The sequence below is a fragment of the Saccharopolyspora sp. genome (assembly GCF_017434145.1).
Taxonomy (GTDB): Bacteria; Actinomycetota; Actinomycetes; order Mycobacteriales; family Pseudonocardiaceae; genus Saccharopolyspora_C; species Saccharopolyspora_C galaxeae.
The window spans coordinates 1-3836 of record NZ_JAFRFW010000551.1 but is presented as its reverse complement, the minus strand read 5'-3'; the positions used below and the strand labels follow the sequence as shown (position 1 = coordinate 3836).

3 protein-coding genes and 1 pseudogene are annotated in these 3836 nt (G+C 72.7%); 3 read left to right on the top strand and 1 reads right to left on the bottom strand.

Translation table 11 applies throughout. The features are described 5' to 3' along the window. Positions 1–160 precede the first annotated feature (160 nt). Entirely contained in the window at positions 161–1393 is a 1233-nt protein-coding gene (locus IJH84_RS15370; protein ID WP_295145599.1) for a cysteine desulfurase family protein, read from the top strand. Positions 1394–1398: 5 nt separating this feature from the next. Beyond that, complete coding sequence (mnmA, locus tag IJH84_RS15365; RefSeq protein WP_200070260.1) at positions 1399–2487, top strand: tRNA 2-thiouridine(34) synthase MnmA; 1089 nt, start codon at positions 1399–1401, stop codon at positions 2485–2487. Positions 2488–2572: 85 nt separating this feature from the next. Here the strand turns inward: mnmA and IJH84_RS15360 are convergent, their stop codons facing one another. Continuing rightward, positions 2573–3523 carry an ABC transporter substrate-binding protein gene (locus IJH84_RS15360; protein ID WP_295145597.1) on the bottom strand — a complete coding sequence of 317 codons (951 nt, stop codon included), beginning with the start codon at positions 3521–3523 and terminating at the stop codon, positions 2573–2575. Positions 3524–3715: 192 nt separating this feature from the next. On the opposite strand from IJH84_RS15360, the pseudogene IJH84_RS15355 reads away from it, so the two are divergent. Beyond that, positions 3716–3836, top strand: a pseudogene (locus IJH84_RS15355) (methionine synthase); the annotation flags it as partial.

The following is a 3836-nucleotide window of genomic DNA, read 5'->3' as shown; positions in this document are numbered from 1 at the left end:
TGTGCGCCGTGCGGGTCCTGCGCCGGGCGGCCGCGGCTGGGACCTGAGCCGCGTGGCCGCGCCTGAGACCTGAGCCGCGTGGCCGCGGCTGGGACTTGAGCCGCCCGGAGCCGACGAGCCCGGCCGGACCGGTGCACGCCTGGTTTACCCTGGTGTCGCGATGACTTACCTCGACCACGCCGCCACCACCCCCATGCGCGCGGGGGCGGTCACGGTGATGAGCGAGGCGTTGGCCCAGCTGGGCAACGCCTCCTCGCTGCACACCTCGGGCAGGCGCGCGCGCCGCGCCGTGGAGGAGTCCCGCGAGGGCATCGCCGCGGCACTGGGAGCGCGCCCCTCCGAGGTGCTGTTCACCGCCGGAGGCACCGAAAGCGACAACCTCGCGGTCAAGGGCATCTACTGGGCCAGGCGCGCCGAGGACCCGAACCGGCGCCGCATCCTCGCCTCGGCGGTGGAGCACCACGCGGTACTGGACGCGGTCGAGTGGCTGGCCGAGCACGAAGCCGCGGAGATCACCTGGCTGCCGGTCGACCAGGTCGGCCGGGTGCGCCCGGAAGCGCTGGAGGAGGCGCTGCGCGCGAACCCGGACGACGTCGCGATGATCACCGTGATGTGGGCGAACAACGAGGTCGGCACGGTCAACGAGATCTCGCGGCTGGCCGCGGTCGCGGACCGCTACGGCGTGCCGCTGCACACCGACGCGGTGCAGGCGGTGGACACCGTGCCGGTCGACTTCGCCGCCTCCGGCGCCGCTGCGCTCACCATGACCGGCCACAAGCTCGGCGGTCCCTACGGCGCGGGCGTGCTGCTGCTGGCTCGCGACGTCGAATGCACTCCGGTGCTGCACGGCGGCGGCCAGGAGCGCGAAGTGCGTTCCGGCACGCTGGACACCCCGAGCGTGCTGGGTTTGGCCAGCGCGGTGCGGGAAGCGGTGCGCGAACGCCCGGAGCACGCCCCGGCGCTGGCGAAGCTGCGCGACGAGCTGATCAGCGGCGTGCTCGCCGCGGTGCCGGACGCCGTGCTCAACGGCGATCCGGGCGCGGGCGGGCAGGACGGCGAATGGTCCCGGCTGCCCGGCAACGCGCACTTCACCTTCCCCGGCTGCGAAGGCGACAGCCTGCTGATGCTGCTGGACGCCAACGGAATCGAATGCTCCACCGGCTCCGCCTGCACGGCCGGAGTGGCCGAGCCGAGCCACGTGCTGCTGGCGATGGGGGCCGAGGCGCGGGCCGCGCGCAGCTCCCTGCGATTCTCGCTGGGGCACGACTCCACCGAGGCCGACGTGCGGGCGCTGACCGAGGCGATCGGGCCGGTGGTGGAACGGGCGCGCAACGCCGGACTGACCGGGTTGCGCAGGGCGGCGGGTCCGACGACCGCCACGACGGAGGTGTGAGAGCAGTGCGAGTACTGGCAGCGATGAGCGGCGGGGTGGACTCCGCGGTCGCCGCCGCCCGCGCGGTCGCCGCCGGGCACGACGTCACCGGCGTGCACCTGGCGCTGTCGGCGAAACCCGGCACGCTGCGCACCGGTGCCCGCGGCTGCTGCACGGTCGAGGACTCCCGGGACGCGCGCCGCGCCGCGGACATCCTCGGAATCCCGTTCTACGTCTGGGATTTCGCCGAGCGGTTCACCGAAGAGGTGATCGAGACCTTCGTCGGCGAGTACGCCGCCGGGCGCACTCCGAACCCGTGCCTGACCTGCAACGAGAAGATCAAGTTCGAGGCGTTGCTGGAGAAGGCGATGGCGCTGGGCTTCGACGCCGTCTGCACCGGCCACTACGCGCGCCTGGTGGTCCGGGACGGCGTGCCGGAGCTGCGCCGCAGCCGGGACGATGGCAAGGACCAGTCCTACGTGCTGGCCTCGCTGACCGCCGAGCAGCTGCGGCACTCGATGTTCCCGCTGGGCGACTCGCTGAAGTCCGAGGTGCGCGCGGAGGCCGACGAGCGCGACCTGGCGGTGGCGCAGAAACCGGACAGCCACGACATCTGCTTCATCCCGGACGGCGACACCCGCGGGTTCCTGGAGTCCAAGCTCGGCGAGCGCCCGGGTGAGCTGGTCGACGCCGAAAGCGGCGCGGTGCTGGGGCACCACACCGGCGTGCACGGGTTCACCGTCGGCCAGCGCAAGGGCCTCGGCATCGAAGCGCCCGCCGCGGACGGCAAACCGCGCTACGTGCTCTCGCTGGAGCCGGTTTCCGGGACCGTGAAGGTCGGTTCCGCCGAGGACCTCGGCGTCACCGGCATCGACGCGAAGCGGCCGATCTGGCCTTCGGAGCGGGAATTGGACGGTGCCACCGAGTGCGTCGTGCAGGTGCGCGCGCACGGCGGCACCGCCGGGGCCGTCGCGGAGGTCGCCGACGGCGGGCTGAGCGTCCGGCTCGACGAGCCGCTGCGCGGCGTGGCACCGGGCCAGGCGATCGTGCTCTACCGCCCCGACGACGCGGGCGACGTCGTGCTCGGCAGCGCCTTGATCTCCGCAACCCGCTGAGAGCACATATTTGATCTTGCGTTGCGGGGGTGTCCGGGTAGCGGAACCTCAGCGGCTCCGCCGCTGACAAGACGGCAGTTCTCGGTCAGCGGCCGCGCAGGACGGCTTCGAGCTCGTCGAGGGCGCCGAGCGCCTGGGTGAAGCTGAACACGTAGAGGTTCCGCAGCGGCACGGCCCCGCCCGCGCGCACCGGGGGCAGGCTCCGGTACGCGCCCTGGTCGAGCAGCGCCTGCATCGCGGGGTCCACCGCGCCGTCCGGGTTGACCTGGTAGAAGATCACGTCCGAGTCGGCCAGCACGCCGATCTGCTCGAAGGACTGCTCGACCGCGCTGCCGGTGCGCCCGGCCGAAGCGCCCGCGAACCGGGCTCCGGCCTCGGTCAGCACCACCCCGCTCCACGAGTCCGGCAGGCACAGGTTCCACGAGCCCTGCTTGAACGACGCGATGAGGCTGAACTCGGTGCGCGCCAACGCATCCGCGTGCTGCTGCCGGATCTGCGCCGCCCGCTGCAGGTAGCGCTCACGGAGCCGGTTCATCGGCTCCGGGCGGTTCACCGCGTTCGCCGCTTGCAGCGCCATGTCCTGCCACTGCCCGGAAACCAGCGAGGTCAGGATCACCGTCGGCGCCAGCGAGCTGAGCTTCTCGTAGGTGTCGCCGCCGCTGAGCGTGAACGCGCTGTTGCCGATGATGAGATCGGGCTGCGCGGCGAGCACCCGCTCGAACTCCGGCTGGTAACCGCCCACCCGCGGTAACGACCGGTACGCCGCCAGGTGCTGCGCGGGCATCCAGTCGTCGAGTCCGTCCACAGTGGCCGCCGGTCGCACGCCCACGTCCAGCAGCGCCAGCGTCGCGTACTGGTCGAGGCACACCACGCGCTGCGGATTCGCCGGGATGCGCACCGGGCCGAGGTGCGTGTCGATGCTGCGCGACGGTCCTTCCGGCGCCGCCCCGCCGGGTTGTTGCGCGCACCCGGCGACTCCGGCGGCGGCCAGCGCGGTCGCGGCGTGCAGCAGGCCGCGGCGGGAAAGTGACGGCATCGGAACTCCTTGGCGACGGTCTTGCTCTCGTTCGGCGCGGGTGGTCCGGCGAGCAACCGGAACAGGCGCCGAGCCGGATCCCCGGATCGAGCATGGTTAGCCTAACCTTTCAGGCCGCCGGGATCACCCGTCCGGTGCGCTTGCTGGGAATCCCTCGCGATCAGCCGCGGGCCGCCACGTCAGAATGGCCGGGTGAGCGATGAAGCAGCGTGGAACCCCGGCACCGCCACCGCCCTCGGCTCCATGCCGGGCACCGACCCGTTGGAGACCGCGCGGGTCGTGGCGGGCGAGCTGCCCGGGCTGATGCCGTTCC

What these genes read in the sequence shown, in the direction of transcription:
- IJH84_RS15360 (WP_295145597.1), bottom strand. Translation starts at nt 3,523, where the DNA reads ATGCCGTCACTTTCCCGCCGCGGCCTGCTGCACGCCGCGACCGCGCTG.
- IJH84_RS15370 (WP_295145599.1), top strand. Translation starts at nt 161, where the DNA reads ATGACTTACCTCGACCACGCCGCCACCACCCCCATGCGCGCGGGGGCG.